Annotated in this window: 24 protein-coding genes; 9 read left to right on the top strand and 15 right to left on the bottom strand. The window is 66.0% G+C overall.

Annotated features, from left to right (window positions below):
- Nucleotides 1–7: 7 nt before the first annotated feature.
- From DBZ32_RS13365 to DBZ32_RS13355, 3 genes are all read left to right on the top strand, one after another.
- A complete protein-coding gene (locus tag DBZ32_RS13365) occupies nucleotides 8–1705 on the top strand; it encodes an ABC transporter permease (protein ID WP_235830186.1) in 1698 nt (565 codons plus the stop codon).
- Entirely contained in the window at nucleotides 1702–2370 is a 669-nt protein-coding gene (locus DBZ32_RS13360; RefSeq protein ID WP_119167610.1) for an ATP-binding cassette domain-containing protein, read from the top strand. Before DBZ32_RS13365 ends, DBZ32_RS13360 begins: the two co-directional genes overlap by 4 nt.
- A gap of 325 nt (nucleotides 2371–2695) precedes the next feature.
- Nucleotides 2696–3547 carry an OmpA family protein gene (locus DBZ32_RS13355; RefSeq protein WP_119167609.1) on the top strand — a complete coding sequence of 284 codons (852 nt, stop codon included), beginning with the start codon at nucleotides 2696–2698 and terminating at the stop codon, nucleotides 3545–3547.
- Nucleotides 3548–3713: 166 nt separating this feature from the next.
- Here DBZ32_RS13355 and DBZ32_RS13350 read toward each other — a convergent pair whose 3' ends face one another.
- On the bottom strand, nucleotides 3714–4394 hold the full coding sequence (locus DBZ32_RS13350) for a GntR family transcriptional regulator (RefSeq protein WP_119167608.1): 681 nt from the start codon (nucleotides 4392–4394) through the stop codon (nucleotides 3714–3716).
- A 35-nt stretch (nucleotides 4395–4429) separates the two neighbouring features.
- On the opposite strand from DBZ32_RS13350, the gene DBZ32_RS13345 reads away from it, so the two are divergent.
- From DBZ32_RS13345 to trpS, 3 genes are all read left to right on the top strand, one after another.
- On the top strand, nucleotides 4430–5626 hold the full coding sequence (locus DBZ32_RS13345) for a pyridoxal phosphate-dependent aminotransferase (protein ID WP_119167607.1): 1197 nt from the start codon (nucleotides 4430–4432) through the stop codon (nucleotides 5624–5626).
- Between the two features lie 87 nt (nucleotides 5627–5713).
- Nucleotides 5714–7270 carry a murein biosynthesis integral membrane protein MurJ gene (gene murJ, locus DBZ32_RS13340; RefSeq protein WP_119167606.1) on the top strand — a complete coding sequence of 519 codons (1557 nt, stop codon included), beginning with the start codon at nucleotides 5714–5716 and terminating at the stop codon, nucleotides 7268–7270.
- Nucleotides 7271–7367: 97 nt separating this feature from the next.
- Entirely contained in the window at nucleotides 7368–8396 is a 1029-nt protein-coding gene (trpS, locus tag DBZ32_RS13335; RefSeq protein WP_119167605.1) for a tryptophan--tRNA ligase, read from the top strand.
- A gap of 159 nt (nucleotides 8397–8555) precedes the next feature.
- On the opposite strand, the gene amt is transcribed toward trpS, so the two are convergent.
- Nucleotides 8556–9905, bottom strand: coding sequence for an ammonium transporter (gene amt, locus DBZ32_RS13330; RefSeq protein WP_119167604.1), 1350 nt, complete (start codon nucleotides 9903–9905; stop codon nucleotides 8556–8558).
- A gap of 30 nt (nucleotides 9906–9935) precedes the next feature.
- Entirely contained in the window at nucleotides 9936–10274 is a 339-nt protein-coding gene (locus tag DBZ32_RS13325) for a P-II family nitrogen regulator (RefSeq protein WP_119167603.1), read from the bottom strand.
- Between the two features lie 379 nt (nucleotides 10275–10653).
- Here DBZ32_RS13325 and DBZ32_RS13320 point away from each other — a divergent pair, with 379 nt between their 5' ends.
- A complete protein-coding gene (locus tag DBZ32_RS13320; RefSeq protein WP_119167602.1) occupies nucleotides 10654–11961 on the top strand; it encodes a UbiH/UbiF/VisC/COQ6 family ubiquinone biosynthesis hydroxylase in 1308 nt (435 codons plus the stop codon).
- Nucleotides 11962–12072: 111 nt separating this feature from the next.
- Here the strand turns inward: DBZ32_RS13320 and DBZ32_RS13315 are convergent, their stop codons facing one another.
- From DBZ32_RS13315 to DBZ32_RS13295, 5 genes are all read right to left on the bottom strand, one after another.
- Entirely contained in the window at nucleotides 12073–12753 is a 681-nt protein-coding gene (locus DBZ32_RS13315) for an ABC-type transport auxiliary lipoprotein family protein (RefSeq protein ID WP_235830185.1), read from the bottom strand.
- On the bottom strand, nucleotides 12737–13768 hold the full coding sequence (locus DBZ32_RS13310; RefSeq protein ID WP_119167601.1) for an MlaD family protein: 1032 nt from the start codon (nucleotides 13766–13768) through the stop codon (nucleotides 12737–12739). Before DBZ32_RS13310 ends, DBZ32_RS13315 begins: the two co-directional genes overlap by 17 nt.
- 133 nt (nucleotides 13769–13901) lie before the next feature.
- Nucleotides 13902–14717 (bottom strand): ABC transporter ATP-binding protein, encoded by an 816-nt coding sequence (locus DBZ32_RS13305; protein WP_235830184.1) that lies wholly within the window; start codon nucleotides 14715–14717, stop codon nucleotides 13902–13904.
- A complete protein-coding gene (locus DBZ32_RS13300; protein WP_119167599.1) occupies nucleotides 14714–15868 on the bottom strand; it encodes an ABC transporter permease in 1155 nt (384 codons plus the stop codon). The genes DBZ32_RS13305 and DBZ32_RS13300 overlap by 4 nt, the downstream gene beginning before the upstream one ends.
- 89 nt (nucleotides 15869–15957) lie before the next feature.
- Nucleotides 15958–16320: a hypothetical protein gene (locus DBZ32_RS13295; RefSeq protein ID WP_119167598.1), complete on the bottom strand. Its 363-nt coding sequence runs from the start codon at nucleotides 16318–16320 to the stop codon at nucleotides 15958–15960.
- 234 nt (nucleotides 16321–16554) lie between these two features.
- Between DBZ32_RS13295 and DBZ32_RS13290 the strand changes: the two genes are divergently transcribed.
- Nucleotides 16555–18051, top strand: a complete 1497-nt coding sequence (locus tag DBZ32_RS13290; RefSeq protein WP_119167818.1) for a CoA-acylating methylmalonate-semialdehyde dehydrogenase — start codon at nucleotides 16555–16557, stop codon at nucleotides 18049–18051.
- A 29-nt stretch (nucleotides 18052–18080) separates the two neighbouring features.
- Here the strand turns inward: DBZ32_RS13290 and DBZ32_RS13285 are convergent, their stop codons facing one another.
- The 7 genes from DBZ32_RS13285 to DBZ32_RS13255 all read right to left on the bottom strand — a co-directional run bounded on the left by DBZ32_RS13285 (nucleotide 18081) and on the right by DBZ32_RS13255 (nucleotide 24359).
- Nucleotides 18081–19031, bottom strand: a complete 951-nt coding sequence (locus DBZ32_RS13285; RefSeq protein ID WP_119167597.1) for a universal stress protein — start codon at nucleotides 19029–19031, stop codon at nucleotides 18081–18083.
- The gene (locus DBZ32_RS13280) at nucleotides 19028–20758 is read right to left on the bottom strand and encodes a cation:proton antiporter (protein ID WP_119167596.1); all 1731 of its coding nucleotides are present in this window, start codon (nucleotides 20756–20758) and stop codon (nucleotides 19028–19030) included. Before DBZ32_RS13280 ends, DBZ32_RS13285 begins: the two co-directional genes overlap by 4 nt.
- Nucleotides 20759–20889: 131 nt before the next feature.
- Nucleotides 20890–21318 (bottom strand): AtaL-like protein, encoded by a 429-nt coding sequence (locus DBZ32_RS13275; protein WP_119167595.1) that lies wholly within the window; start codon nucleotides 21316–21318, stop codon nucleotides 20890–20892.
- 23 nt (nucleotides 21319–21341) lie between these two features.
- On the bottom strand, nucleotides 21342–22709 hold the full coding sequence (gene hslU, locus DBZ32_RS13270) for an ATP-dependent protease ATPase subunit HslU (RefSeq protein WP_119167594.1): 1368 nt from the start codon (nucleotides 22707–22709) through the stop codon (nucleotides 21342–21344).
- Nucleotides 22681–23271, bottom strand: a complete 591-nt coding sequence (gene hslV / locus DBZ32_RS13265) for an ATP-dependent protease subunit HslV (protein WP_119167593.1) — start codon at nucleotides 23269–23271, stop codon at nucleotides 22681–22683. The genes hslU and hslV overlap by 29 nt, the downstream gene beginning before the upstream one ends.
- Nucleotides 23272–23460: 189 nt before the next feature.
- Nucleotides 23461–23775: a ribbon-helix-helix domain-containing protein gene (locus tag DBZ32_RS13260; RefSeq protein WP_119167592.1), complete on the bottom strand. Its 315-nt coding sequence runs from the start codon at nucleotides 23773–23775 to the stop codon at nucleotides 23461–23463.
- A 242-nt stretch (nucleotides 23776–24017) separates the two neighbouring features.
- Complete coding sequence (locus DBZ32_RS13255) at nucleotides 24018–24359, bottom strand: BolA family protein (RefSeq protein ID WP_119167591.1); 342 nt, start codon at nucleotides 24357–24359, stop codon at nucleotides 24018–24020.
- A 109-nt stretch (nucleotides 24360–24468) separates the two neighbouring features.
- On the opposite strand from DBZ32_RS13255, the gene DBZ32_RS13250 reads away from it, so the two are divergent.
- Nucleotides 24469–25386, top strand: coding sequence for a DMT family transporter (locus DBZ32_RS13250; protein ID WP_119167590.1), 918 nt, complete (start codon nucleotides 24469–24471; stop codon nucleotides 25384–25386).
- Nucleotides 25387–25437: the final 51 nt, after the last annotated feature.

Here is a 25437-nt window from a genome sequence, read left to right as displayed (position 1 = left end):
CGCCCTGGTGCAACTGCGCCGGCTCGCCGCATCTCCTCTGGCCTTGGTTCCGACGCTGACCTTGGCCCTCTTTCTCTTGCCGATCGCAGCCGGACTGATCGGGACATGGTTGCCGGCCTTCGGCATTCTCCCCAGTCTCGGCGGGACGGGTCCGACGCTCGAACCTTGGGCGCGGCTGCTGGCAGACCCGGCTCTGCCCGGCGCCGTGACCGCCACTCTGGTCTCCGGGTTCGGCTCGACGCTGCTCGCCTTCGCACTCACCGTCGGCTTCGCGGCGGCGGCCCAGAAGACCTGGGCCTATCGTCAGGCGACTCGGCTGCTCGCGCCCTTGCTGGCCGTGCCGCATGCGGCGATTGCCATCGGCATTGCCTTCCTGCTGGCACCCAGCGGTTTCCTGCTGCGCCTCTTCTCTCCCTGGGCGACCGGCTTTGAGTTGCCTCCCGACGTCGCGACGACCCAGGACCGCTACGGCATCGCCCTGGCCCTGGCCCTGGCGGTCAAGGAAACGCCCTTTCTGCTGCTGATGCTCTTGGGCGCCTTGGGTCAGGTACAGAGCCCCCAACGCCTCGCCACCGCCCGCGCGCTCGGCTATGGCCCGGTGACGGCTTGGCTGAAGACAGTCCTGCCCGCCGTCTATCCCCAGCTGCGTCTGCCAGTCTATGCCGTGCTCGCTTTTTCACTTTCGGTCATCGATATGGCCCTGATCCTGGGACCGACGGCGCCGCCGACACTAGCTGTCCTGGTGTTCCGCTGGTTCAACGATCCAGACCTTGCCTTGCGCTTCGTCGGCGCCGCAGGCGCCACCCTGCAGCTCCTGGTCGTGGTGACCGGCATCGCACTCTGGAGGCTAGCGGAAATCTGTGTCGCCCGGCTCGGCCGGCGCTGGATCGCCGGAGGCGCCCGCGGCGGCACAGGAGGGGTTGCCCGAGGCGGATGGTCGGCCGGTATTTTCATCCTGTTGGGCCTGGGGCTCGCCAGCCTGCTGCTGATGGCCCTCTGGTCCTTCGCCGGCCGTTGGCGCTGGCCGGAGGCCTGGCCCGACAGCCTGACGGCGGCGACCTGGGCGCGGCAGCTCGAACCCGCGGCAGAGACCGGCTGGACCACGCTACTGCTCGGCCTGGCGGTCGCCGGGCTGGCCCTGGCGTTGGTGCTCGGTTGTCTGGAACAGGAACAGCGCAGCGGGCGCCGACCGACTCGTGCACTCTGGCTGCTCTATCTGCCGCTGCTGGTACCGCAGGTCGCCTTCCTCTTCGGCGCCCAGGTTCTGGCGATCCTTACCGGACTCGACGGCAGCTTCGCCGCCTTGGTTTGGAGTCATCTGTTGTTCGTGCTGCCCTACGTCTTCCTGGCTCTGGCCGAACCCTGGCGGCGGCTCGACAGCCGCTATCTGCGCAGCGCGCGCTGCCTGGGCGCCACGCCGCTCACGGTCTTCTGGCGGGTCAAGCTCCCGATGCTGCTGCGTCCAGTCCTCTTCGCCGCTGCGGTCGGATTCGCGGTCAGCGTGGCGCAGTACCTGCCCACCCTCTTCGCGGGCGCCGGCCGCTACAGCACCCTGACGACCGAAGCCGTGGCTCTGTCCGCCGGCGCGGCTCGGCGGGTGGTCGGCGTCTATGCCTTCCTGCAAGCCCTTCTGCCGCTCGCCGCCTTCGCTGCCGCCGTCGGCATTCCGGCCTGGTGCTATCGAAACAGGCGCGCCCTGCAATGACCCTGGAACTGCAGTCCGTGTCGTTGCGTCTCGCCGGACGCCGCCTCTTCGCACCGCTCAGCTTCACCGTGCCGGACGGAGAGATCGTAACCGTCATGGGCGCTTCGGGCAGCGGCAAGTCGAGTCTGCTGGGTTTTCTCTGCGGTACGCTCGAACCCGGCTTCACGGCCGAGGGGCGGGCCCTGCTAGATGGCGGCGATCTGGCCGCTCTACCGCCCGAACGCCGCGGCGTGGGCATTCTATTCCAGGACGACTTGCTGTTCCCCCACCTGAGCGTCGGGGAAAACTTGGCGTTCGGCTTGCCGTCGGAGGTGCGGGGACGGGCGGCACGCCGGGCCGAAATTCTCGGCGCCTTGGCCGAAGCGGGACTGGAGGGCTTCGAGCAGCGCGATCCGGCGACCCTCTCGGGCGGCCAGCGGGCGCGGGTCGCCCTGCTGCGAACTTTGCTGGCGCGGCCACGCGGTCTTTTGTTGGATGAACCTTTTGCCAAGCTCGACGTTAGTCTACGCGACAGGATACGCGCTTTCGTTTTCTCGCACGCCCGCGCTCGCGGTTTGCCGACCTTGTTGGTGACCCACGACCCGGACGATGCGGAGGCGGCGCGTGGACCCGTCGTGGCGCTCGCCGCTGTCGAGGGTGGCTCGGGACCCGCCTCCGCGATCTAACGAAGTGCCGGCGGCGCAGACTACGTCTTTAAGTGGAGAGAGGTCGGCAAACGACACTGCTGATGACCCCTAGGATCTCTACTCCGAAAGTGGTTAAAAGATGCCGCAAGCTCTCGATTTTGCGGCAAAAAATTGGCTTGGCGTCATAACATGGTCTTTTGACAATGCCGCGAAGCTCAACTATGGTTCGCGCCGAAGTTCTGACTTGGAGGGGGGCATTCCTCCAAAGGTTCAGGGCCCCATTATCAAGGACCGGGGCGCTTTTTGCGTACCCGGAGGTCGAAACAAGCCTTGAGACCCTCACCGCGTATGGAGGACTAGCTTTATGTTCCGCATGAAAGTGGTTGGCGCCTTTGCCGCCCTCGGCATGCTTGCTGGCTGCGCCAGCTTCTCCGATATGAATGACGTCGACGACCTGCGGGGAATGGATGCCGTCGGCGGCACGCCTTTCAACCAGGCGCTCTTTTCCGAGTATAAAGAGCTGACCCTGTTCGAAGCCGACCAGATGTACGATTGGCCGGACGCCGGCCTCTTCGCACGCAAGGCCATGGCGGCGGCGAACAACGACGTCGTTCTGCCCGAGGAGTTGGGCAACTGGGATCTGCCCGACGAAAGCATCGGCGAGTTGACGGCAGCGCGGGCGCGCTTGACGTCAGCCCTTGACGCGACCGCGCGCGTGCAGGCTCCGATGGAAGCCGCCCACGCACAGGGTCGTTTCGATTGCTGGGTCGAGCAGCAGGAAGAGAACCATCAACCCGATCACATCGCTGCCTGCCGTGAGGGCTTCTATGCTGCCATGGAAGCCTTGGAAGCCGCGATGCAGAGCGAGCCGGCGCCGATGGGAGCTCCCGAGCCCTACATCGTCTTCTTCTCGTTCGATAGCGCCCAGATCGATGCCGGTGGCATGGGCATCGTCGACGACGCCGTCGCCGCTGCTCAGCAGATGGGCATCATCGACTTCTCCGTCACCGGTCACGCTGACCGCGCCGGTGCCGAGGCTTACAACCTGGCTCTGTCGTTGCGCCGGGCCAATGCCGTCCGCGATGCGCTGGTTGCCAGGGGTATCCTGAGCCAGAACATCTCGGTTGCCGGTCGCGGTGAGGCCGAGCCGGCCGTGCCGACCCCGGACGGTGTGCGCGAGCCTGCCAACCGTCGTGTCGAGATCGTCATCCAGTAAACGATCCCGACATAGCCGTTACGATTGGGGCGTCGTGGGAAACCGCGGCGCCCCAAGTCGTTTCCGAGGTCTTATTCTTTGCGGGTTCTCGTGGTTTCGGGGCTCGCACGCCGCCGGCCGTGCAGCTCGCAGGCAGCGCTCTGCCGGGTAGGGCCCGGACCAAGCCCTAGGCTTGTGAAGCACCGACGTCGGTCAGGCGCGCATGGAGGGCCTTGCCTGCGTCCCGGATGTGGTCGCCCAGTCGCTCGCAAGCCAGGGCGCCATCGCCGGCGCGGAGAGCCGCCAGCAGTGCACGATGCTCCCGGTCGGAGCGGGGCTGCCAGTCCAACTCTTTCCAGGTCGCGTAGAGGTAGCGGGCGGCGGCCCTGTTCAGGTCGTCGAGCGTCGCCAGCAGGCGTGGCATCCCGCAAGGGCGCCAGAGCGCGGCGTGATAACGGCGATTGGCCGCTTCCCAAACAGCGATGTCGTCACTCGTCTCTCCCGCCTCCAGGGTGGCCTGGGCTTCCGCTAGATCCGCCTCGGTCAGTTTCGGGATCGCGTGGACCAGCGCCAGCACCTCCAGAGCCGCCCGCATCTCCGTGATCTCCAGCAGAGCGGCCGGGTTCAAGAGCGTCACGCGCACGCCGCGCCGGGGCGCGCCGGTCACGAGGCCCTGGGCCTCAAGCTTTCGAAAGGCCTCGCGTACCGGAACGTGGCTGGCCCTGAACTCGCCGGCGACATGGTCTTGGCGAAGCGGCGTTCCCGGCGCCAATTCGCCCACGACGATCCGTCGCGACAGTGTGCGTGCGATCTGTCCCGCCAGAGAGCGATCGTCCTCACCGTCGTCTTGCCCTTTGAGATTCGTCATGTTTTCATAGATTATCTATTATCTAGGAAATTGCCATGCCCCACACCGATCCATCGTCCGCTACCGCGACTCGCCGGCGTCCGGCACGCCTACAGTCTATCGCGGGAATCGGCGTCGACCGCATGGGATCGCGCGCCGACGGCGCTGACTGCGACGTCCTGCGGCTCGAAAATCTCGATGTCGACATTCCGCCCGATCCGGAGGTCGTCGCACGCACCCGCCGCGCCGCCGAAACCGATTCGGACAACAGCTACCTGCCTTTTGTCGGGCAAGAGCGGCTGCGTGAGGTGGCGGCTGATCATGTCTCGAAGATCGCTGGCGTGCCCTATGACGGCCAGCGCAACTGCGTGATCTGCGCCGGCGGGCTGTCCGGCATCCTGAACGTCCTGCTCGCCACCACCGAGGTGGGCGACGAGGTGATCGTCACCGACCCGACCTACGCCGGACTGATCAATCGAGTCCGGCTGGCCGGCGGCGAGCCGCGTTTCGTTCCCTTCGTCTTCAAGCCCGGCGCTGCGTGGAAGCTGGATCGAGAGGCGCTGCGTCGGGCCGTCGGCCCCAAGACCCGCTCCCTGCTGCTCATGTCGCCCTCCATGCCCAGCGGCGGTCTGCTGGACGAGGACGACTGGCGCCTCGTGGCCGAGCTTTGCGTTGCGCGGGATCTGCTGCTGATCCTCGACAGTGCCATGGAACGGCTGCTGTTCGACGGTCGGAAGCCTCTGCATCCCGCCGGTCTGCCCGGCATGGCGGAGCGCACCGTCACGGTCGGCTCGGCCTCCAAGGAGCTGCGGATGATCGGCTGGCGGATTGGCTGGATCGTCGCACCCGAGGCCTACCTGCCCGACCTGACCGCCGTCTCGCTCGCCAATGTGGTCGTCCCCGTCGGCATCGCGCAGGAAGCCGCGGCCATTGCGCTGGAGCGTTCGGCCGAAACCTTGCCACCCTATGTGGCCGAGCTGCAGGCACGCCGCGACCTTCTGATCGAGGAACTGAAGGGCTTACCGTTCGGCGTGCCGGCAGGCGGTTGGTCGCTGTTGCTGCGTGCCTCCGACTTCGGCCTCGACGGCGCCGAGCTGTCGGAGCGCCTTTTCGAGCAGGGCGTCTGCGCGACGCCCATGACCGGCTGGGGCATCGAACACGGCGCACAGTACCTTCGTTTCGTCTACGCCAACGAGCCGGTACCGCGACTGCGCGGCCTTGGCGAGAAAGTCCGCAGGGCGTTGCGCTGCTAAGGGGGCCCTGAACTGGCTAGGCGCTTTGCCGTCGACGCGACCTGCCCGCTTCCCGGACTCGCCGCAATTCTCTAGAACCCTCTTCCCATGGCATTGATCCGCGCTTTCGCCACGGTCGGGGGCTACACAGCGGTCAGCCGAGTGCTCGGCTTTATCCGCGACGTGCTGATCGCGGGCACGCTGGGCGCCGGTCCACTGGCCGACGCCTTCTTCGTCGCCTTCAAGTTCCCGAACCTCTTTCGCCGCCTCTTCGCCGAAGGCGCCTTCAACGCCGCCTTCGTGCCGCTCTTCGCCGGCAGGCTGGAGGCCGAAGGACAGGAACCGGCACGGCGGTTTGCCGAGGAAGCCCTGGCCTTTCTGCTGTTCTGGCTTCTGCTGCTGACCGCCGCCGCCATGGCCGCGATGCCCTGGCTCATGCCGGTGATCGCGCCCGGCTTCATCGGCGACGCGGAGCAGTTCGATTTGGCCGTCGAGCTGACGCGCATCTGCTTTCCCTACCTTCTGTTCATGGGACTGGTGGCACTGCTTTCGGGGCTGCTGAACTCCATGCAGCGCTTCGCGGCGGCGGCGGCGGCGCCGATCGTACTCAACCTTTGCTTCGTCATGGCGCTGCTCTTCGTCGTGCCGCAGGCCGAACAGCCGGCGCATGCGCTGTCCTGGGCGGTGGCCGTAGCGGGCGTGCTGCAATTCGGACTCTTGCTGCTGGCGGCGCGGCGCGCCGGCATGTCCCTGCGCTTGCCAGTTCCCCGCCTGACTCCCGGGGTCAGACGGCTACTCAAACTGATGGGGCCCGGCCTGCTGTCGTCGGGCGCCATGCAGATCAACCTGCTGATCGGCACCATGATCGCGACTCTCCAGGCCAGCGCCGTATCCTGGCTCTACTACGCCGACAGGGTCTATCAGTTGCCGCTCGGGCTGATCGGCATCGCCATCGGCGTCGTGCTCCTGCCCGACCTGGCGCGCAAACTGCGCGGCGGCGCGCCCGAGGCGGCTCTGCAGTCGCTCAACCGGGCGCTGGAGCTGGGTCTCTTCCTGACCCTGCCGGCCGCGGTTGCCTTGGCCGTCGTGCCGGGTCCGATTATCACGGTGCTGTTCGAACGCGGCGCCTTCGATCTGGCCGACGCCCAGAACACGGCACTGGCGCTGACCGCTTTCGCCCTCGGTCTGCCCGCCTTCGTGCTGGTCAAGATCCTGCAGCCCGCCTTCTTCGCCCGCGAAGACACGGTGACGCCGCTGCGTTTCGCGCTGGTCAGCGTGGCGGTCAACATCGTCCTCAGCCTGGCGCTGTTCTTCCTCATCGGCTTCCTGGGCATCGCGCTGGCCACCACGGTCTCGTCCTGGGTCAACACCGGGCTGCTGGCCTGGAGGCTGCGCCGCGACGGGCATCTCGCACTGGATGCCCGGGCCAAGCGGCGTCTGCCGCGCGCCCTTCTGGCCAGTGCCGCCATGGGCCTCGCCGTCTGGGGCGCCGCCCTGGGTTTGGAGACCTGGCTGGCCGGGCCGGAACTCGTGCGTTTCCTGGCCTTGGCGGGCTTGGTGGGAGCCGGCCTCGGGGTCTATGCCCTGCTGGCTCTGGCGACCGGTGCGGTGGAGCTGCAGGACCTGCGCGGCCTCCTGCGGCGCAAGCGGGAGAGACCGGCCTGACCTGCGTCGCTACCCCGATAGCTTGACCCGATCTGGTGCAGCGGCGATAAGGCGCGCCGCAGTCCTTGCTTCTCCTTGCTGAGCGAACCCAAGCACGATGAAACGCATCTTCTCGGGCGTCCAGCCCACCGGAAATCTGCATCTCGGGAACTACCTCGGAGCCATCCGACAGTTCGTAGCGCTGCAGCACGACTACGACTGCATCTACTGCGTCGTCGACCTGCATGCCATCACCCAGTGGCAGGAACCGGGCGAGCTGCGCAATCAGATCCGCCAAGTCGCGGCCGCCTACCTGGCCGCCGGCGTCGATCCGCAGCGCTGCATCATCTTCAACCAATCGCAGGTGCCGGCCCATGCCGAGCTGGCCTGGATCTTCAACTGCGTCGCGCGCCTCGGCTGGCTTAACCGCATGACCCAGTTCAAGGAGAAGGCGGGCAAGCACCGCGAGCAGGCCTCGGCCGGGCTCTATGTCTATCCCAACCTGATGGCCGCGGACATCCTGGCCTACAAGGCGACCCACGTGCCCGTGGGCGAGGACCAGAAGCAGCACCTGGAGCTGACCCGGGACATCGCGCAGAAGTTCAACCACGACTACGGAACAGAGTTCTTCCCGATCGTCGAGCCGCTGATCCTCTCCGCCGCCGCCCGTGTCATGTCCCTGCGCGACGGCAGCAAGAAGATGAGCAAATCGGACGCTTCCGACGCCAGCCGCCTGAACATGACCGACGGCCCCGACGAGGTCGCTCAGAAGATCCGCCGGGCCAAGACCGACACGGAGCTTCTGCCTGGCCCGGACGTGCTGGACCCGGAGGGCAATCTACCGGACGAACTCCGCAAGGCCCGGCCCGAGGCCTGTAACCTGCTGGGCATCTACGCGGCCTTGTCGGACCGCTCCTGGGTCGAGGTTCTGGCGGAGTTCGAGGGCCAGCAGTTCAGCCACTTCAAACAGGTGCTGACCGACCTGGCCGTGGCCCTCCTCGGGCCCATGGGCGAGGAAATGCAGCGCATGGCCGGCGACCCGGCCTATGTCGACGGCATCCTCAAGGCGGGTGCGGAGAAAGCCAACGCGATCGCCGCGCCGATCCTGCGCGAGGCCCAGGACATCGTCGGCTTCCTGCGGCCCTGAGCTTCGTTTCCGGCAGCCTGAGTCTCAAAAAAAAAGAGGCCCGGCAGGTGTCCCTGCCGGGCCAGTCAGGCGGAGGATCGCCGTTAAACTCGAGAAAACTCCGAAATCTCCGGGGCACCCTGCGTCCTGCGCGACACCCCGGAAATTTCTCGTGCTGCTTTACGAAAGGGTCTGAGAGCCGTGCCCGAATTCGGGGTAGGCCTCCATGCCCAGTTCCGACTTGTCGAGGCCCATTTCCTCTTCCTCGTCGGAGACCCGGATCCCAACGGTGTACTTGAGGGCCAGCCACACGGTGCTCGTGGTGACCACCACGAAGGCACCGATGGCGACGATGCCGACGATTTGCGTCCCGAGACCGCCGCTGCCGAAGATGCCGACGGCCAGAGTGCCCCAGATGCCGGCAACCAGGTGGACCGAGATCGCCCCGACCACATCGTCGACCTTGAGCTTGTCGAGAAGCGGCACGGCGAAGACCACCAGCCCACCACCGATCGCACCGATGATCAGGGAGACGAGGTGGTTGGTCTGATCCGGACCGGCGGTGATCGAGACCAGGCCGGCCAAGGCACCGTTGAGCGCCATGGTCAGGTCGATCTTCTTGAAGAGCACCTGGGTCAGGATCATGGCCGTCACCACACCGCCGGCCGCGGCGATGTTGGTGTTGGCATAGACCACCGCGATCGCGGCCGCATCCAACGCCGAGCCCAGCGCCAATTGCGAGCCGCCGTTGAAACCGAACCAGCCCATCCAGAGGATGAAGGTGCCCAGCGTGGCCAGCGGCAGGTTCGCCCCCGGCATCGCATTGACCTTCCCGTCGGGACCATACTTGCCCTTGCGCGCGCCCAGGATGATGGCGCCGGTCAGCGCCGCCCAGCCGCCCACGGAGTGCACGATGGTCGAACCGGCGAAGTCGCTGAAGCCCATCTCGCTCAACCAGCCGCCGCCCCAGGTCCAGGAGCCCTGAATCGGGTAGAGGATGCCGGTGAGGATCGCGACGAAGATCAGGAAGGGCCAGACCTTGATGCGCTCGGCCAGGGTGCCCGACACGATCGAGGCCGTAGCCGCGACGAAGACCATCTGGAAGAACCAGTCGGACATGATGGAGTAGGTGCCTTCGCCGACGATCGCGGCCGCGTCACCCGTGCCCTCCAGCAGAGCCAACTCATCGCCCGTCGTATTGTAGAGCAGGCTGAACGACCCGATGAACCCACTCACATCGGTGTACATGAGGTTGTAGCCGACCAGGTAGTACATGATGCCGGCGATCGAATAGAGCGCGATGTTCTTCAGGCAGATCGAGGCAGTCGACTTTGACCGCACCAGACCCGATTCCAGCATGGCGAAACCTGCGGCCATCCACATGACCAGAACGCCGTGGAACATGAACGAAAGCGTGTTGAAGACATACTGAGACTCGGCCGAAACCTCGGCATGCGCCGGGCCCGTCATCACCAGACCGGTCACGCCGGCCAAGGCTATCAAACCGAGAGACTTACGCCAGAGCTGCATCTCTAGCCCCTCCTTCATAGATCTGCTGCTTTACAGTGCTTCGGCGTTGGTCTCGCCGGTGCGGATCCGCACGACCGAGTTCACGTCGAGTACGAAGATCTTGCCGTCGCCGATGCGGCCGGTGTTCGCCGCCTTCTGGATGGCTTCCACCACCTGCTCGGCCTGATCGGCCGTCACGGCGACCTCGATCTTCACCTTCGGCAGGAAGTTCACCGAGTACTCCGCACCGCGGTAGATCTCGGTCTGGCCCTTCTGCCGACCGTAGCCCTTCACCTCGCTGACGGTCAGGCCCTCAACACCGAGTCCGGTGAGTGCCTCACGCACATCGTCGAGCTTGAAGGGCTTGATGATGGCCATAACCAATTTCATCGCGCCTCTCCCCCTGTTGTCTCCGTCGAACCTCGCGCCGTCTGTCGGAGACCGAAGCCGACGGCGCTTCTCAGTTTTCGGTACTACAGCCGCGGCCCCTTGCGGGTGGCGAGCTGTCCCAGACCGGATATTTTCAAGAACCATGCCAGTTTGCAGTGCAGCATCGAAGAACCCCAGGACTCCGCTGCGACTCGGGACGTTCGACGACAAGCGCGGCGCAGACGGACGAGGGGCAGAGCGGTCACGGAACAGTCATCGGCTGCCTAGATTTTGACCATAGAATGCTTGCTGGTCAGATTCCGTGCAGCACAATCGGTCGCAGTGTTCAGCGGGTCGCGAAGGCTGGACAGCGTCCCGACAAGCCTAGATCTTGGCGCTCATGGAGGGTGGCCTGCAGAGTCGAGACGACGGAGAGGTGGGCGGCGCCGACGCGCCGGCCAGGGCCGAAGTCGCGGTCGCCGGCGGTGGCCTCGTCGGGTTGACGCTCGGCATCGCGCTCGCCGAAGCCGGAGTCGAGGTGGCCGTTATCGACGCTCAGGCTCCCGAGGCGCTAACCGACGCGGCCTACGACGGTCGTTCTTCGGCTATCGCCGCCGGCTCGGCCAACCTGCTGCGCAGCCTTGGGGTCTGGGCGCATCTCGAGCCAGATGCCCAACCCATCCTGGACATCCGTGTGTCGGACGGACAAGTGGGGCGCCGCGCCGCGCCGCTGTTCCTGCATTACGACAGCGACGATCTGGGCCGCGGTCCCTTCGGTTGGATCGTCGAAAACCGCCGCCTGCGCCAGGCGCTCTTCGCTCGATCGAAAGAACTGGAGCCGCTACGGCTGATCGCGCCGGCCGGCGTGGCCGCCGCCGAGCGCGCCGATGCCCGCTATGGCGCGGGTAGTATCCTGGCGCGGTTGGCCGACGGACGCGGCATCTCCGCCCAGCTCCTGGTCGCCGCCGACGGACGCAACTCGCCCCTGCGTAAGGCGGCCGGCATCCGCACGGTGACCTGGGACTACCCCCAAATGGGCCTGGTGGCGACCCTGACTCACGAGCGGCCGCACGATGGGGTGGCGCACGAGCACTTTCTGCCCTCGGGACCCTTCGCGGTCCTGCCGATGACCGACTCGCCGGAGGGCCAGCATCGCTCCTCTCTGGTCTGGACCGAACGCAAGGATCTGGCCTCGGCGATGGTCGATCTGGACGACGCGGCCTTCGCCGCCGAGTGTCAGCGCCGCTTCGGCGACAGCCTGGGCCGGATCAGCCTGACGGGCCCCCGCTGGGCTTATCCCCTGTCGCTGCATCATGCCCAGCGCTATCGCGCCGGCCGCCTGGTGCTGGTGGGCGATGCCGCCCACGGAATCCATCCCATTGCCGGCCAGGGACTGAACCTCGGCCTGCGCGACGTGGCGGCTCTGGCGGAATGCCTGATCGATGCCCGTCGGCTCGGTCTGGACCTCGGCGCGGCCGAACCGTTGATTCGCTACGAGCGTTGGCGCCGCCCCGACACGCTGATGCTGATCGCGGTCACCGACGGGCTCAACCGCCTCTTCTCGAACGACCTGCCGCCGCTGCGCTTGCTACGCGACCTTGGCATGGCCGCGGTCGACCGCGCGGGGCCGCTCAAGCGCCTTCTGATGCAGCATGCCATGGGCTTGGTCGGCGACCTGCCGCGCCTGCTGAAAGGCGAGCGCCTCTAGAGCAGGATCGCCTGAGGTGGAATCGCTCCGGCGAGACCGCCTCAGGCGTGATTCACACTCTCTCATGAGATCGGAGGCGGGCATAAGTTCGGAGCCGGGATCGCAAATCCCTCAGCTCGAGGCGGTCTCCGCGTAGAGAGACTGGCCCGTCTGCAAGGTCCAGTGCACTAGGGCGCGGAGGGAGCTTCCCAAGGCTTCGTCGAAGGCGCGGACGATCGACGGCAAGGTATCGCTCTCGGCCGGGAACCGGACGTCGAAGCTCTCACTCGCCACGATCTCCCGCCGCGGCATCCGCACCAACTTGACGTTCAGCCCGACATGAGCCATCGGCACCGGTCCATCGAAGTATTCGGCCTGAAACTCGCGCAGTTCGCTCTTGATCACGAAGTCGGCGCGCAAACCGAGGGATTCACGGCCTACCGATACGATCCGCCGCGAGTTCTCGAAAGACTCGATCATCAGCGTCTGGACCATCTGCGGCGCCTGATCGGTCCAGTTGGCGCGCGCGTAGTACTCCACCTCCATGGGCTCGCGCATCAGCGCGATGCGCACGGTATCGAGTGCCGCATTGGCGATCGGCGGTTCCAGAATCAGCTGCCAGTCGACGGGCGACAGGTCGGGGTCGAAGGTGCTCTTCGGCGAGAGGCGAAAGAACTGCGGCGGCGGGCGCTGACCCGGTACCAACTGAGCACAGCCGCCGAGTGCGCCCAGTGCGGCAAAACCTCCGGCTGCGCGCAGCAGCCGTCGTCGCTCGGACTGGACGGGCGGCATGACATCATCGCGGCGCTTCATAGCCCTCCTGCTGATCTCCAAAGATAAAGCGGGCGGGATCCCGCTGAACCTCCAGCGAAACCCGGTTTAGGTTGGTGACCAGGCTGCGTGCCTCGGTCAAGAGATTGGCCAGTTCATACAATCCGGTAGAGGTGAAGTCGCGGATCGGCTCGCGATTCTCCTGAACCAACCCCTGCACCTCCAGCGACATCGCGTCGAGCGAACGCGCCGCCCCCCGCAGCTCGCCGATCATCTGGTCCAGACTGTCCGCCGAGGTATCGACCTCGCCTTCCAGGCGTTCCGCCAGTCGCTGAACGGCCACCAGGGTCGTGTTGGTCTGGGCGGTCAGCGTGCCGAACTGATCGCGCGCATCCCGCGCCAGATCGGCTGCCACTCCGCTCGCCTCGTTGAGATTGGCGAGCGTTCCGGACGCATCGTCGATCAGCCGCGCGACGTCCTCGCGCCGACCGGCCAGGGTCGTGGCCAGAATCTCCACACTGCTCAGCGTGTTCTCGATGCTCTGAAGATTGGTGTCGCTCAAGAGCAGATTGACCCGCCCCATGGTGCCCTGCAGCGCCGCGACCGCATCGGGCACGCCCTGCAGGACCTGGTCGAGCGACGAGGCCTCGGTCGTGATGGTCGGCACATCCGCCTCGGCCGTGTCGCGCAGGTCGGGCGTCCCCGCCGTACCGCCCTGAAGCAGCACGTAGCGCCCGCCTGTCAGACCCTCGAGTTCCAAACTCGCGATCGTGTCGGCCTTGACCGGCACGTCCGACTCCAGCTCGACCATGACGCGGACCGTGCCGGGATCGTCCGGCTCCAGCTGAATGTCGACGACGTCGCCGACCCGAACCCCCGAGTAACGGACCGGACTGCCGACCGCCAGGCCGGTGACCGAATCCGAAACGAGCAGATCGTAGCGTTGGAAGGTCGTATCGACCTGGAACTTCGCCAGCCAGATGATGAAGGCGAAGCTGCTAAGGAACAGCGCCAGAACGAAGCTGCCGACCAGGACGTAGTTGGCTCGGGTTTCCATCTGCCTCTAACGCTCGCTCGTTTCGGACAGGCTGCTCTCCGGACGAGAAGCCCAAGGCCTCCTCAGATATGAGGCTGCCGAGATGGTTGTGAAGCTTGAATCGTCCCTACCGCTCATCTTCGGACCTGCCATCTCAGCGCGCCTGCTGGTCCGCTTGATGCCTTGCCCCCGCAGCGGCCCGGCCGCGCGGACCGAGAAAGTAATCTTGGATCCAGGGGTCGGACTCGCGTTCCAGCTCCGCAATCGTGCCGACTTTAACACGCTTGTCGACCAGCACGGAGACCCGATCGCAGATGGCGTAGAGGCTGTCCAGATCGTGCGTGACCATGACCACCGTCAACCCCAGCGCCTTCTGAAGATCGCCGATCAAGAGATCGAACTGGTTGGCGCCAATCGGATCCAGGCCAGCCGTCGGTTCGTCGAGAAACAGGATCTCCGGGTCCAGAGCCAAGGCACGGGCCAAGCCGGCGCGCTTGCGCATGCCGCCGGACAGCTCGCTCGGATACTTGTGCGCGGCTTCGACAGGCAGGCCGACCAGATTCACCTTCAGTTCGCTGACCTCCCGGCGCAAACCGGACGGAAGCGCACTGTGTTCGGCCAGGGGAACCTCGATGTTCTGCGCCACGGTGAGCGATGAGAAGAGCGCGCCGTCCTGAAACAACATGCCGGACCGCCGCTGAAGGGTGCGCAGATCGGGGTCGCCGGCGCCTTCGATCCCGTGTCCCAGGATATCTATTCGGCCCGCCGCCGGACGCATCAGGCCGACAAGGCAGCGCAGCAGGACCGACTTTCCGGTGCCTGAGCCGCCGACCAGCCCCATAACCTCACCGCGCCGTACGGAGAAATCCAGGTCGTCGTGCACCACATGAGATCCGAATTGGGTCCTGATTCCCGTCGCCCGGATGACCAGATCCTGCGCACCGTTCCCCCTGCCGGCAGCTTCCATCATACCCCGATCACCGAATAGAAGACGGAGAAGAGAGCATCGAGCAGGATCACCAGGAAGATCGCCTCAACCACGGCCCGGGTGGTGCGGAGACCGACCGACTCCGCATTCGAGGACACCTTGAGACCCTCGTAGCAGCCGATCAAGGCGATGACGAAAGCGAAGATCGGCGCCTTGATCATGCCGACCCAGAAGGTGCTGAGTTCCACCGCATCGCGGAGCTGACGGGCGAAGGCCAGAAGATCGATGTCGAGAACCACTGTCGCCATCACGGCGCCGCCGAGCAGACCCATGACATTCGCATAGAACGTCAGCAAGGGCAGCGCGATCACCAGCGCCAGAACCCGCGGCAGAACGAGAACCTCCAACGGATCCAGGCCGATGGTGCTCATGGCATCCACCTCCTGATTCACCTTCATGGTGCCGATCTGCGCGGTGAAGGCCGAGCCCGAGCGGCCCGCGACGATGATCGCCGTAATCAACACACCCATCTCGCGCAAGACCGCGACCCCGACCAGATTGACAGTGAAGATCTCCGCGCCGAAGCGCGCGAGCTGATCGGCGCCCTGGTAAGCCAGCACCACGCCGATCAGAAAGGCCAGCAGGCCGACGATCGGCAGGGCGTCCAGGCCGGTTTTCTCGAGATGATAGACCAGCGAAGTGCCGCGCAGCCGCTTCGGCCGCGCCAAGCTGCGCAGCAGCACAACGACGGTTGCGCCGAGAAAACCGATCACCTCCCTGACGGTATGCCCCGTCTCCACGGTGGCTTTGCCCAGATCGGTCAGAATCGTGATCAAGGCGCCGGGACGTTTCGGCGGTTCCGGGCAAGGTTGGCGTTGCTGGATCTTTTGCAGCAAGGCCTCGCGTGCCGGCCCGACGCCGGCCAGCGACACCGCAAGCCCCTGCTGCGCGAGCTGCTTCCGGGTCCGGTCGACCAGCCAGGCACCGGCCGTGTCGAGTCGCTTGACGGCCGAGAGGTCCAGCACCGCTTCCGTCGCGCCGCCCGCACCCATCGCCGCCAGGGTAGCGTCCTGCGGACCGACGGTGGCCGTCACCCAGACGCCCGAGAGACGCACGGCCAGGACCGCGCCCTCCTGCGCCACGTCCAACCGCGCCGCCTCCAGCTCGCTCGAACCCTCTTCGACAGCCGCCATCCGGCTTCACAGACCCCCTCGGCAAGAAGAAGCTCGAGTTAAACATGCACGCGGCGACCGAGCCAGTGCCGGAGGCCGCCCGGCCGCGGTCACGCACGCCCCCACCAGGTCCAGGCCGCCTCCAATTCCGCACGATGGGCGGCGACGGCCTGTGGGCCGCGTTCGGCACCGGCATAGCGCCCGAGTTCCGTCAGAAGCTGGAAGAACCCCGGCGCGGGCGTTGCGTCGTCACGGCGGGAAACCGCGAGCGCCGAGAGCAAAGGCCGACCGGCCGCATGGTCTTCCCGCATCAGGTCCTCCAGCAAGTCCACCGTCTTATGGATCGTATGAGGCGCCGGCACCTGGGCCGCGCGGGCCAGATCGGCGTAACGCAGCGTCTCACGCCGGCGCGCAACCTCGGTCAGGAGGCGGCGCAGCTCCAGCTTCAGGGTCAGGCGGGCCAGATCGGTCATCGAGGGGCTTTCGGACTGCTGCCATGTCAAACTGTTGCGAGATCGAACGAGAGTCACATGACTCCACCCTAAATATCTGATGCCCAACCGAAGTCGTCGGATTATCCGGGATCGCTCTGGTTCCGAACCGTCGCGATCCGGTCTAGTCTGCGATCCCGTCCGGTCTGCGGCGGGGACATCGGCACCGGCAAACACGACGCCCGAAGGGCGTGACTTGGGGAGGAGATGGACGGCATGAGCGCGACGATCAACCATTTCATCGGCGGCAAGATCGTCGCCGGCACCAGCGGGCGCAGCAGTCCCGTATTCAACCCGGCCACCGGCGAGGAAAGCCAACGCGTTGCCCTGGCCTCCGCCGACGAGATCAATGCCGCCGTTCAGACCGCAAAGGCAGCCTTTCCAGGCTGGGCCGGGACGACCCCGCTCAACCGCGCCAGAGTGATGTTCAAATTCAAGGAACTGTTGGAGGCGAACCGCGACAAGCTGGCCACGCTGATCGGCAGGGAACACGGCAAGGTATTGGCAGACGCGGCCGGTGAAGTGACCCGGGGGATCGAGGTCGTGGAGTTCGCCTGCGGCATCCCGCAACTTCTGAAGGGCGAGTTCACCGAGAGCGTCGGCACCGGCGTGGACAGCTACTCGCTGCGCCAGCCGCTCGGTGTGGTCGCCGGAATCACGCCTTTCAACTTCCCGGCCATGGTGCCGATGTGGATGTTTCCGGTCGCTCTCGCCTCCGGCAACTGCTTTCTCCTCAAGCCCAGCGAGCGCGATCCCTCGGCCCCCCTTCTGATGGCGGAGCTGTTGCTGGAGGCGGGACTGCCGAAGGGCGTGTTCAACGTCGTCAACGGTGATAAGGAAGCGGTCGACGCCATCCTGCGGCACCCCGACATCGAGGCGGTCAGCTTCGTCGGCTCCACTGCTATCGCCGAGTACGTCTATCACCAGGGCACCGCGCACAATAAGCGCGTGCAGGCGCTGGGTGGCGCCAAGAATCACATGATCGTGCTGCCCGATGCCGATATGGATCAGGCGACCGACGCCCTGATGGGCGCGGCCTATGGTTCGGCCGGCGAGCGCTGCATGGCCATCTCGGTCGCCGTCGCCGTCGGCGATGCGGGCGACGCCCTGATGGAACGCCTCGCCCCCAAGGTGCGCGGCCTCAAGATCGGCCCCTACAGCGACCCCGAGGCGGAGATGGGACCGCTGGTGACCAAACAGGCGCTGGAGCGGGTCACCGGCTACGTCGACTCCGGAGTGCGGGAGGGCGCCAAGCTGGCGGTCGACGGTCGCGGGCTGCAGCTTCAAGGCTACGAGGAGGGCTACTTTCTCGGCGGTTGCCTGTTCGACCAGGTCGAGCCCGAGATGAAGATTTATAAGGAAGAGATCTTCGGACCCGTGCTCTCGGTGGTCCGCCAGCCGGACTACGAGTCGGCGCTGGCTCTCGTCAACGGCCATGAGTACGGCAACGGAGCCGCAATCTTTACCCGCGACGGCGACGCCGCGCGCAACTTCACCAGCCGCTGCAACATCGGCATGGTCGGGATCAATGTCCCGATTCCCGTGCCCATGGCCTTTCATTCCTTCGGTGGCTGGAAACGCTCGCTGTTCGGCGATCACCACATGCACGGGCCGGAGGGCGTCCGCTTCTACACGCGCATGAAGACCGTAACTTCCCGCTGGCCCACCGGCCTTCGCAGCGGCGCCGAGTTCGTCATGCCGACGATGAAGTAGCGCGGGGACGGGTGCGCTGTGCGCCGTCCTTATCGCAGCAGTGGGCTGACGTAGCCTGGCGGCTTGACCGCAACGACCGCGCAGTCGACCGCGTTCAAGACGTCTTCGGCGGTATTGCCGATGATGACGCCGGCCACACCGCTGCGCGCAAGCGTACCGATGACGAGCAGTTCGGCACCCAGTTCCTCGACCGCGCGCGGCAGCGCCTCGCGCGCCGAGCCGGCGACCAGATGCGGCAACAGTCGCACGCCGGACAAACCCTCCCCGGCCAGCCAGTCTTCCGCCGCAGCGATGAGGGCCTGGAGCTTGGCTTGAGCCTGAGCCTCGGCCGTCCGGGTCGAGTCGGCAACCCTCGCCTCCACCTCGCCGCCGGCCCACTGGCGGACGACAGCGGCCAAGGGGTCGCTCCAGGCATGCAGCAAGCGCAGCGGCCGTCCGCCCAGAGCCGCAATGCCCGCGGCAGTGCGCAGGATCTCCCGGTTCAGGCCGTCCAGCGCTCCGTTGTCGCCGCCGTCGTCCGGAAGATCGACCGCGGCGACAACGGCCACCGGCGCCGCCGCGGCGTCGCGCAACAACCAGACCGGACAGGGGCATTTGCGCAGCAGATGCTGGTCGATGCTCGCGAATAGCGGGATCGGCGGTCGGGGCGAGGGGTCGGTCGTCTTCATGACCAGATCGGCGCCAAGGCGATGAGCGGCCCGCACGATCTCCAGATAGCGCCGCCCGACGACGACCGTGACCTGCGGCAGGCGCGCAGCCGGCAGATCGGCGGCCAGCGCCGCCAGGTTCGCCTCCAGACGTTCGCGCTCGGCGGCGGTCTCGGCCTCGACATCTCCGACACTGAGGCCCTCCGGCGGTTCCAGCAGACCCAGCAAGCTGAGCGTTCCTTCTTGGCCGACCAGAGAACACGCCAGTTCGGCAAGGGAACGATCCTGCGCGCCGCCGCGGCAGATGACCAGGACATGCCGGAAGAGAGTCACTCGGCAAACTCCCGCTGACCTTCGGGTTCCGGCAACGGTCGGTCGGGGACCCGCACGGCGGTTTCGCCGAGCAGAAGATCGACGGCCTGATCGGCCGCGTCGCGGAAGGGCAGCAGCACCAGATCCGCCCCCTCGGCCTCCAGCCGTTTGGCGTCCTCCTCGCGATGCGCCGTCAAGGCGACACGGCCTTGGTAGCCGGCGTCGCGGAGGGCCGCCATCATGGCCAGACGCGGATCCATATGCGTCAGTCCGGTGTCGTGATCGGGCACGGCGGAAACCACCCACTTTACGCCGGAAAGCGGCAGGTGACCGACCAGTTCCGGGTCGGTGACATCGCCGTAGCGGGCCGGCAGACCTGTCTCGCGCCAATAGCGCACGGAGGCTGGGTTGAAGTCGACGCCAAGCACCCGGTGACCGGCCTCGGTCAAGTTCTGGGCGATTGCGCCGCCGAAGCGTCCGAGGCCGAAGATCAAGACATCGGCCTGACCGCCGGCGCCGCTCTGCGCTTCCGCCTCGGCCTCGCGATAGGGCCGGCGCCGCTCGAAGAGGCCGAGAAACGGCTCGCAGATAGCGTAGAGCCGATGCGAATAGGTGATCATGTAGGTCGAGAGCGAAATCGTGATCAAGCCGACCAAAGTGACCAGACCCAGCGCCTCCGGCACCACATGCCCGAGTTGGACACCGACCGCGATGAAGATGAGGGAGAACTCGCTGATCTGCGCCACCGTCAGTCCGGCCAGGAAGCCGGTCCGCTTGCGGTAGCCCATCAGCCCCATGATGACGAGAACGATCAGCGGATTGCCGATCAGAACGAAGAAGGCGAGGACCAGAGCCGGGATCAGGTTGTCGCCGAGCAGCCCCAGGTCGAGGCCGGCCCCCAGCGCGACGAAGAAGAACAGCAGCAGGAAGTCCCGCAGGCTAGCCAGCCGCGCCGCGATAGCCTCGCGAAACGGCGTCGAAGCGAGGCTGACACCGGCGAGAAGGCCGCCCAGCTCCTTGCCGAAACCGAGGTAGTGACTGACGGCGGCCAGGAGCGCAGCCCAGCCGATCGCGAAGCAGACCAGTAGCTCCGGGGCGCGGGCCAGGCGTTCGACCAAGGGATTGGCGGCATAAAGCACGAAGAGCGCGACGCTGCCCAAGAGCGCCGCGCCGGAGAGGAAGACCAGAGCGATATCGGCCAGGCCGGTCTCCTGACCCGCCCCGACTCCGGCGGCCGAGAGCGCGATCATGGCGATCACCACGACCAGGTCCTGCACGATCAGGAAGCCCAGCGCGATTCGACCGTGCAGCGCGTCGATCTCCTTCTTGTCGGAGAGCAGCTTCACGATGATGATCGTCGAGGAGAAAGTCAGGGCAACGGCGACGTAGAAGCTGGTGGTCGCATCCAGCCCCAAGGCAAGACCGAGCAGAAAACCGATCACCGAGGTGAAGAGCACCTGACCGAGGCCCGTCGTCAGCGCCACCGGACCCAGCGTGCGGACCAGCTTGAGGTCGAGCTTGAGCCCGACCAGGAAGAGCAGAACGGCGATCCCCAGTTCGGCCAGCAGATCGATGTGCTGGTCCGAGCGCGCGATATCGAGAACGCTCGGTCCGACCAGGATGCCGACCGCGATAAAGCTGACGATCAGCGGCTGGCGGGCCAGCAGACCGAGAAAGCCGATTGCCGCCGCCAGCACCAGAATCGCGGCGATCTCGTAGAATAGATAACCCGTGATGACTTCTTCCATCGCGGGCGCTCAGACCGTGACATCGATTTTATCATGCATGGCGGGATACTAGACGCCCTGCACGAGAGCGCGCCTTGCGACAAATCAACCTTACCGGCGCGCGTTTTGCCGCAATTTCCCGGACGGCGAACCTAGAGCTCCGGCTCCTCCGCCTCGGCCAGGGCCTTTGTATGGCGCACGGCGTCGCGCAGAACCCCCTGCAGATGCTCGCCGCCGCTGTTGGCGCCGCCGAACTCGCGCCAGTCGATGGTAAAGGTCAGGCGATTGGCTTCGCCGGCACGGCCGGGTTCGATGCGGTTGGTCACCGAACCGACATAGCTGGGGTGATCGACCAGCGTGAAGACGACCTCGAGCCGACGGGCATCGCGCGTGATCCGCTCGGTCAGATCGAGCTGCTCGGTGACCATATGCCGAACTACGTGATCGGCCGCGCGCTTTAGGATATCGACCGAGCGGACCCCCGGCACGTAGGGCCCGGGATTCTCGATCTTATCGACCAGCAAGCGCCAGATCGTCGCGACGGAAGCCGCGACCTCTTCCGTATGAGTCGCGTAGGGCATCGAGGCAACTTAGCGAAGGCCCGTTACAGAATGAACTTGCTGAGATCCGCATTCTTCGCCAACTCGCCGACCCGCTTGCGCACTTCCTCGGCGGTCACCGTGACGCTGTCGCCGGCGCGGTCGGTCGCGGTGAAGGACAGCTCCTCCAACAACTTCTCCATGACCGTCTGCAGCCGGCGCGCGCCGATGTTCTCGACGGAGCCGTTGATCTCCGCCGCCAGGTCGGCCAAGGCATCGATCGCATCGTCTTGAAACTCGAGGGTCACACCTTCGGTCTGCATCAGGGCCTGATACTGGCGGATCAGGGAGTTCTCCGGCTCGGTCAGGATGCGCTTGAAGTCGTCACGGGTCAGCGCCTGCAATTCGACCCGGATCGGCAGGCGGCCCTGGAGTTCCGGCAGCATGTCGCTCGGCTTCGCGATATGGAAGGCACCGGAGGCGACGAAGAGGATATGGTCGGTCTGGACCTGACCGTGCTTGGTGGCGACCGTGGTGCCCTCGATCAGCGGCAGCAGATCGCGTTGGACCCCCTCTCGGCTGACGTCGCCGCCGCCGCGAACCTCGCTGCGTGCCGTGATCTTATCGATCTCGTCGAGGAAGACGATGCCGTTGTTCTCGACGGCCCGAATCGCCTCGGCCGTGACCCTCTCCTGGTCGATCAGCTTATCGGACTCCTCCGCCATCAGCGGCTCGTAAGCCTCCGAAACCTTCAAGGTCTTGGCCTTGGTGCGCCCGCCGAAGGCTTTGCCGAAGATGTCGTTGAGGTTGACCATCCCCATCTGGGCACCCGGCATTCCCGGGATATCCATGGTCGGCAGCTGCATTCCGCCGGCATCCTGGATCTGCAGCTCGACCTCGGCGTCGCTCAGTTCGCCGTTGCGCAGGCGCCGGCGGAAGGTTTCCCGGGTCTCGGACCGCGCGTTCGGACCGGCCAGGGCGTCGATGATCCGGTTTTCCGCGCCGAGTTCCGCGCGGGCCGTGACTTCCCGACGCAGGCGCGTGCGGGTCATGTGCAACGAGATCTCGACCAGATCGCGAACGATGGACTCGACATCCCGGCCGACGTAGCCGACCTCCGTAAATTTGGTCGCCTCGATCTTGATGAAGGGCGCCTGGGCCAGCTTCGCGAGACGCCGGGCGATCTCGGTCTTGCCGACGCCCGTCGGCCCGATCATCAGGATGTTCTTGGGCAGAACCTCCTCGCGGAGGTCTTCGGGCAACTGCTGCCGGCGCCAACGGTTGCGCAAGGCGATGGCGACGGCCCGTTTGGCGTCGGCTTGCCCGATGATATAGCGGTCCAGCTCGCTGACGATCTCACGCGGGCTGAAGGCGGCGGCCGTCCCACCGGACTCGGGGGCGGCCTCAGAGGCTTTCGAGAGTGATGCTGTCATTGGTATAAATACAGATCTCTGCAGCGATGTGCATGGCACGCCGGGCGATGGATTCGGCGTCCATATCGTCTCGGTCGATCAAGGCGCGTGCGGCGGCGAGGGCATAGGATCCGCCGGAACCGATGCCGACAATGCCGTCCTCGGGCTCCAGAACATCGCCGGTCCCGGTCAGGATCAGGGTCGTTTCGGTATCGGCAACGGCCATCATGGCCTCCAGACGGCGCAGATAGCGGTCCATGCGCCAGTCCTTGGCCAGCTCGACGCAAGCGCGGGTCAACTGTCCGGGATGCGCCTCGAGCTTGGCTTCCAGACGTTCGAACAGCGTAAAGGCGTCTGCGGTGGCCCCCGCGAAGCCGGCGACGACATCGCCTGCGACGCCGCCCTTCGGCGCGCCCTTGCCCGGCAGGCGGCGCACCTTGCGGGCGTTGGACTTCATGACGGTACTGCCGAAGGAAACCTGACCGTCGCCGACGAGGACGACATGGTCCGCCTTGCGCACAGACAGGATGGTGGTGCCGTGCCAGGGGCCGGCACCCGAAACATGCGGGGAGGTGTCTGACATCCCGCACAAATGGCAGCGGTCGTTGGTGGGGTCAAGGAGGGCTTGGAGGGGCGCCTGGACAACGGCGGGCCTCTCGGCCTGCTACGCTGACTCGCAACCGAAGAGTCTCACCGTCCGTTTCCAGTACCGATCTCGAATCTCCGCGAGTTCGCCGTCCCGCCGGCGGTCCCTCGGCCGCGACCAGAGGCGCTAGGCCGAGATGCGGCGCTGGCGAACCTCGCCATGCCCGGCATCCGCGTGTCCCTTGTCGGTGGCCGCCGCGCGGAAGTAGCTGATGATGAAGACACGCACCGCAGCCGTCAGACTGGAGGCGGCACGGCGGTCCGAGATGCGGGTGACCAGTTCGTTGGCCGAGGTGTCTTCACGCCGCACGATCTCGCCTAGTGCCTCCCACATCAGACGCTCCAGCCGCAGGGAGGTACGCCGGCCGTTGACTGTGACGTTGCGCGACAGCAGCGTCGACTCCGCTGCTTTCTCCGCTGCCGCCTGAACACCTCTGGACATCTCGTTCAGCCTCGGATCGGGTGTTCCCGTTTCCTCGGATACTGAGCTGCCGCCGCCCTGGCCAGCAGTCCAGCAATCGGGGCAAACGGGGTCTCAGGTTTCACGCGCCGAAATTGACGAAAGCCATGAGGTAGCGCAACCCCGAAAGACTGTCGGCGCGCGTTCTTCAGCTTCAGCGTGCAGAGTCCGATGTCAAGCCCTCCGAGGACGGAGGCGCCCGACCCTAGTCTAACGACCGGCAGCTAGATCGGTTCCGAGGGGTCGCGGTCCGGTGTCGCTTCCTGATCTCTCCGGGGATCTTCCTCGGGCGCGAAGGTGCGCAGCGTAAGGGCATGCACACGCTCTTCCAGTTCCTCGGACAGCGCCTGATACACGAGGCGTTGCCGCGCGACCCGGGACTGGCCGATGAAAGCCGCCGCCACGATATCGACACGGAAGTGGGTTTCGCCGCCGGGCTGCCAGCCGCTGTGACCGGCATGTTTGTGCGACTCGTCCACGATCCGCAGACGCTGGGGATCGAATTCCCCCTTCAGCTTATGCTCGATCCGCGCCGCGATCGTGGTCTGCCCGCCATCATCTTTCATTGCCTTGTCCGCCTCGCTCGTCGTTAGAGTCCGATCCTACAGAAACTGCGGTCTCCGAAAAAACCGCTCCTCGCCTTCGTGGTCCCTGTCTCACTTCCGGCTCCGACATATGGCACGAACTCCCCTTCCCGGCGGTGCCGCCGCTGTCGACTCCGGCAGAGCCGCTCTACTGTTGATCGCGGTCATCGTCCTTTGGGGCGTCAACTGGCCGGTCATGAAGGTGGGGCTCGACTCGATTCCGCCTTTCTGGTTCGGAGCGGCCCGCATGGCCCTGGGTGCGGCGACACTCTTCGCGGTGCTGCTCTGGCGTGGAGACCTGAGGCTGCCGGGCCGCGGCGACCTGCCAGTGATCGCGAGTGTCGGCCTGCTACAGATGGCGTTGTTTCTCGCCTGCATCAACACCGGCCTGCAGGTGGTCGAGGCCGGTCGTTCGGCCTTGCTGGTCTACACCACACCGCTTTGGGTCACACCGGCGGCCATGCTGTTGTTCGGCGAGCGAATGGGCGCGCTCAAGACGCTGGGCTGGCTGCTCGGCGTTGGCGGACTGGCCGTCCTCTTCAACCCCTTCGGCTTCGACTGGCGGGACTCCGACGTCTTGCTCGGCAACGGCCTGTTGCTGCTCGGTGCCCTGGCCTGGGCGGTCGCGATGCTGCATATCCGCGGCCACCACTGGCGGCTATCGCCCCTGCAACTGGCGCCCTGGCAGATGCTGCTCGCCCTGCCGCTGCTGCTGAGCGTCGCTCTGTTCACCGAACCGCTTCAGGCCGTCGAGCCGAGCTGGGAACTGGCGACCGTACTGTTCTACAACGGTCCGATCGCCACGGCCTTCTGCTTCTGGGCGGCGGTGACCGTGACACGCAGTCTGCCGGCGATCACCACATCGCTCGGCTTCCTCGGCGTTCCCATGGTCGGAGTTGCCGCCGCGACCCTGTGGCTGAGCGAACCGATCACGACAACGCTGGCCATGGGGCTGCTGATGATCCTTGCCGGTCTGGCGGTGGTCAACCTGTCGGAGCGGCGTAGATAACGCTGCCGGTCAGTTACTTAGGCATGCAAGGCGCGGCGCCTTCGGCTTGCT

It is taken from the genome of Algihabitans albus (genome assembly GCF_003572205.1).
In the GTDB taxonomy this organism is placed as follows: Bacteria; Pseudomonadota; Alphaproteobacteria; order Kiloniellales; family DSM-21159; genus Algihabitans; species Algihabitans albus.
This window is presented reverse-complemented; position numbering and strand designations above follow the sequence as displayed.